We start from the raw sequence: 4,601 nt of genomic DNA on the forward strand, positions 1-4,601 counted from the left end.
CTGCCAACCGCAGCTACATCCAAACAGTGATAAACCAGCAAATGATAACTAGCATCGCCATTTTCGGATGAATGACCTGCTTTGCCCCAATAGTTGTAGAAAGACATGCCTGCTTCCACTCTATAACAAGAACTTCACATTATAACGAGTATTGCTTAACGGCCGAACCTTGTGCTGACAACGATTCACGGATTGAGATTGACACAAAAACCATCAGTGAAGTAATTCAAAGGCGATGAGAATAGAGTGTTTTTAAGAACTTAGAAAAATCATCCCTCCGGTTTCTATCGTCGTCTACTCTTTAAAGCCACGGGCCGACAGCGCAATTTGCACAGATTGATGACTTCAGGTCGCTTCGCAGTTTTACTTTGGTGATGTCGCTATGTTTCGTTTGAGTTTTTATCATTTTTATCAGCTCCTCAAGTTGTTGGCACTAGCTTTTGTCTCTCTGCTCATGCAGCTTAGTGGCTCCAGCGCTGATGAATGTTCGGGTCACAAAGACCCGGGTGCAGCGACTGAATGTAACCCGTCAAGCGACCCTCCGGCATCAGAAGAGAAAGCTGAACCGAAACCTGGGTATTCTTTTGTGGGCAGTGAATATGTGGGTTTCTTTATAAAAGGCTCCGTTCCCCGCGACAAGGCCATTGAGCTGGCCGGCGAGGCTTTTCAATTCGTCTCGCCGACAGACTCAGCGGACCGTGTACGCTGCGCTATGCTGGTGGTCACTATTAACATAGACAGCGCCTTTAAGATTCCATTGCATTACTTCTTTCATTTTCCTTACACCGAGGCTATCTGGATGCTGGAACTCAGCAAAGGCTCATATCTGGCAATCAAAGCACATACTGATTCATTGACAATGAAATATGTTCTCGAATATTTTGACAAATACAATACATCTTATGGCTCAATGACAACCAAAAAAGTAAACGGGAACGACACTTTTTCTCTCCGTTCAGAGGAGGATCTTTTATTTTCAGCCACCTTGGGCGAATCAACAGAGAGTGATGATACATCGCTAATAGAGAATTTATGGACAAGAAGCGCTAATGGTGGCTATTACAAAATTCCATGGGGGACTGCCAAACCTTCTGAAGCCTATTCCATAAAATGTCAGGTAGACGACAGCCTTGACAAAAGTATCTTTGGAGACGTCATCTGGGACAAAACTGCACAGCTCTACATGAAACGCAAACATGAATGTTCCATGGCGACTTCCGCTGAATTACCACCATTGTCCGATTAAGCCTGTTCCAAATCTACTTAAATATCAGGCAGGGCTATACCGCTCCCCGCTCGAGCAGGGCACCCGGTAGAGCAGCCTGGTGATATTGAAGCCTTATGGTTCAGTTAATGCTCTGTCACTCCCAGGGCACTGCTCTGCATCTCAATACTGGTGCTGCAGAAATCCCCTGAACCGTCTCTTGCTGATAGCATGTTTATGAGTCTCACTGCTTTGTGGGAGCCATGCGTCATATCCAAACCGGCATTACTGTGTTTCACCGGAGCTGACTCTCCGTGATAGACAGTGGCGGCAATGGTGATTTTATCGAGTTCTTTTGGATCGACTTCAAATGGGCTCTGGTCCAGTACCGTGAAGTTGGCATACTTGCCGACATCAATGGTACCAATTTCGTTTTCCAACCTTGCGGTATAAGCTGCGTTGATAGTGATGGCTTTGAGTGCGTCTTCGACACTGATCCGCTCCAGTGGCCCAAGTGTCCTGCTGCCGGATAAGCCTATCCGGTTAACGGCTGCCCAAGCCAGGCTGAGCGGCTGCGCCGGTGCCATTGGCGCATCAGAGTGCAAAGAAAGTATGCCGCCTGCTTCAATGAACGACTGGCCTCGGGACATATTTTCCGCCCGCTCTTTCCCAATTCCATGAACACTATAAAGCTCACCCAGTATGTGCGTGTAGTAAGGGTTAACGCTGAAGTTAGCACCTTGCTCCACCGCACGGTTAATATCATCCAGGCCGGTAAAACCTAAGTGATGGTATCCGGTGCGGTGATCTTCCCGTGGCGTGTCTTTGTTTAGCGTTTCAACAATATCAATGGCGGTTTCAAACCCCAGGTCACCATTTGCATGGACAATGACAGTGTAATCGTCGTTCCAATATGGCCTCATGCTGTCTTCGAGTTCTTCCGGTTTTTGGATCCACTCGCCTTCGTGGCCATCGGTGTAGCCCTCTTTCATGTGCATCAATTGGCTATACATTGCCCCATCAGAAAATAGTTTGACGTACTTTGGCAGCCATTTGATCTGGTCAGATTCCTTGTAAGTCCGGGTTTGTTGTTCAGCCAGCGCCTTGCCTTTCTCGGCATCATTTTGCGACAGCATATAGGTAAAGTTGCCCGCAGGAATCAACCAATAGTCCATCGGAAAGGTATCCTTCATCAAGACATCAACCATTTCGTTAAACATCTCCGGTGAAAGCAGGACACCCGGGTCAATAACCGTGGTGATACCCCCTGAATGGACATAGTCTTTGCTGCGTTTAATCCCTTCGGCAAAACGTCCTGATTCAAAGAAATAGGTAAAAAGCTCGTTCATGATGGCTTTCAGACCCGTTTCGTAGGCATGACCGTTATCCCAGTTAAGCTGGGATATTTTTTTTCCCTCCCAATCGGCTTGGTTCCAGCCCAGCACCGTCAGGGCGGCGTCGTTAAAATAAACTTCGTGAAAACTGCGGTGCCATACAATAATGGGCCGTGTTTCCGAGAGTTTATTCAAGGCCGATTTGTTCATGTTCTGGCCATGAAAATAGTTATGATATCCCCAGGTAATAAGGGGTTCTCCCTCAGGTAAAGACCGTTCCAGACGAGCGAGCTGGTCGAAGTACGCTTTCTCATTTTGGACACCCTTCACATACCCCCAGGGGAATGCCCAGTCTGCGGGGGTGATAAAATCCATGCTCAGTAACAGGCTGCTCATCCAGATATGCATATGGGGCTCGACAAAGCCCGGCAGGATCGTTTTATCGAGGAATTGTGTATCAACCATCAGGTTGCTTTCATTTTTGTAGGCTTCTATCAACGCTTCTTGCTGACCGATGTTGATGATCTTGCCGTCCTGAACGGCAATGGCTGTGGGTTTGCCATTAATTGTCTCTGAAAGGGTAATGATGTCGTTGGAGACAAATACAGTGATCGGGCTGTTGAGGGGCCCATCGGGTGCCCCTACCAGTGAGCACCCGGCCAGGATGGATAATGACACTGTTAAAACGGAAACTTTAAAGATGTTTTTCATATTGTAATCTTTCAATGAAAAAGGCAGAGCACCTCTGGATGAACCACTCTGCTGAAGGCAGGGTGAAAAATAGCAATTTTTAACGGTCATGATAAATGCATTATGATGGGCAATATCAGTCATTTTACAGGTAGCAGGAGGAAGATAGATGTTCTCATACGAGCACTTAGCCGCATTTTGCGCCACGTTTGAAGAAGCCAGCTACAGTAAAGCGGCAAAGAAACTAAACAAAGATAGAACTACTGTTCGCGAACAAGTGAAGGCCTTAGAAGACAGTTTCGCAATTCGTTTGTTTACTATTGAGGGAAAGAAAGCCGTGGCAACAACCGAGGCTGATGCACTGTATCGTCAGGCAAAGGTGTTGGTTAAAAATAGTGATCTGCTCTATCGCCGAATGATCGATCGCTACAAGCAGGCACTTGAATCTCTGATTGTTTACCATGACAACCTGGTACCCAATAGCCTGATAAAAACGGTTAATCAATCGATCACAGAGCAGTTTCCCATGCTACGCCTGCATTGGTTGCATCGAAACCGGGATGAGACGCTGGATGCGTTAGTGAGCAACCAGCATTGCGTTGCCATCATGCAAAGCCGGCTTAAAAACATGCCTGAACGAACATTCAGTTTTATTAACTTGGGCACCAGTGAACAAGGTTTTTATTGCCATCCTGATCACCCACTCGCGAAACGTGATTGCATTCAAATGAATGAACTTGAATTAGCAATGCAATACTTGAGTGAAAATCACCATAATAGTAATCCTGAACTTTATTCTATTTCTAGCAATGTCCGCTTAGTGAGTAATAACGATGTGCTGCTTACCCTTCTGCTTGAAGATGGATGGGCAATCCTGGAGCATTCCTTAGCCGCGCCTTTGTTGCAAAGTGGTAAGTTGGTAAATCTCAACGTTAATGAGTTGGTTAACACTGTTCGAGTGCCTTTATCATTTTATTGTCCTCCGGAGTTAGAAAACTATCCGGAAGTCGTCGCTGTTAAATCTGTTTTGCTGGGATTCGCGAAGGATAATTTCCGGTAAGAAAACGAAAGGTTCACATTCCACGACATGAAGGCCAAAGGGGTATCCGATCACGAAGAACAATACTCAGGCCACAAGACTTTGAAAGGCAGAAAAATCTACATCAGGAAGGCCACTGTACACGACAAAAATCAGGAGTAAGCCTGCGAGATCCACTATCTTAAGATTTTTCGCTAAAAATACCTCACAATTATGGAACCCGCTGACTTACTCATTGAACATTTTAGAACCTATCTGAACTGGAACAAGTGTCGACTAAGTGTTCTTGCCTATCTTGTGCTTGGCTTGCTGGAAAAGCAGACGGTAAACTTCA

General features: G+C 46.0%; 4 protein-coding genes. 2 read left to right on the forward strand and 2 right to left on the reverse strand.

The features are described from left to right. The coding region (locus tag KDK16_RS13590) for an HD domain-containing protein (protein WP_373690960.1) at positions 1–107 on the reverse strand (107 nt) is incomplete at its 3' end. Positions 108–424: 317 nt separating this feature from the next. Between KDK16_RS13590 and KDK16_RS08880 the strand changes: the two genes are divergently transcribed. Then, positions 425–1,246 (forward strand): hypothetical protein, encoded by an 822-nt coding sequence (locus KDK16_RS08880; protein WP_257275667.1) that lies wholly within the window; start codon positions 425–427, stop codon positions 1,244–1,246. Positions 1,247–1,350: 104 nt separating this feature from the next. Here the strand turns inward: KDK16_RS08880 and KDK16_RS08885 are convergent, their stop codons facing one another. Continuing rightward, positions 1,351–3,249: an amidohydrolase gene (locus KDK16_RS08885; RefSeq protein ID WP_257275668.1), complete on the reverse strand. Its 1,899-nt coding sequence runs from the start codon at positions 3,247–3,249 to the stop codon at positions 1,351–1,353. Positions 3,250–3,397: 148 nt separating this feature from the next. Here KDK16_RS08885 and KDK16_RS08890 point away from each other — a divergent pair, with 148 nt between their 5' ends. Continuing rightward, positions 3,398–4,288, forward strand: a complete 891-nt coding sequence (locus KDK16_RS08890; protein ID WP_257275670.1) for a LysR family transcriptional regulator — start codon at positions 3,398–3,400, stop codon at positions 4,286–4,288. Positions 4,289–4,601 lie beyond the last annotated feature (313 nt).

This window comes from Endozoicomonas sp. SESOKO4 (genome assembly GCF_024606275.1).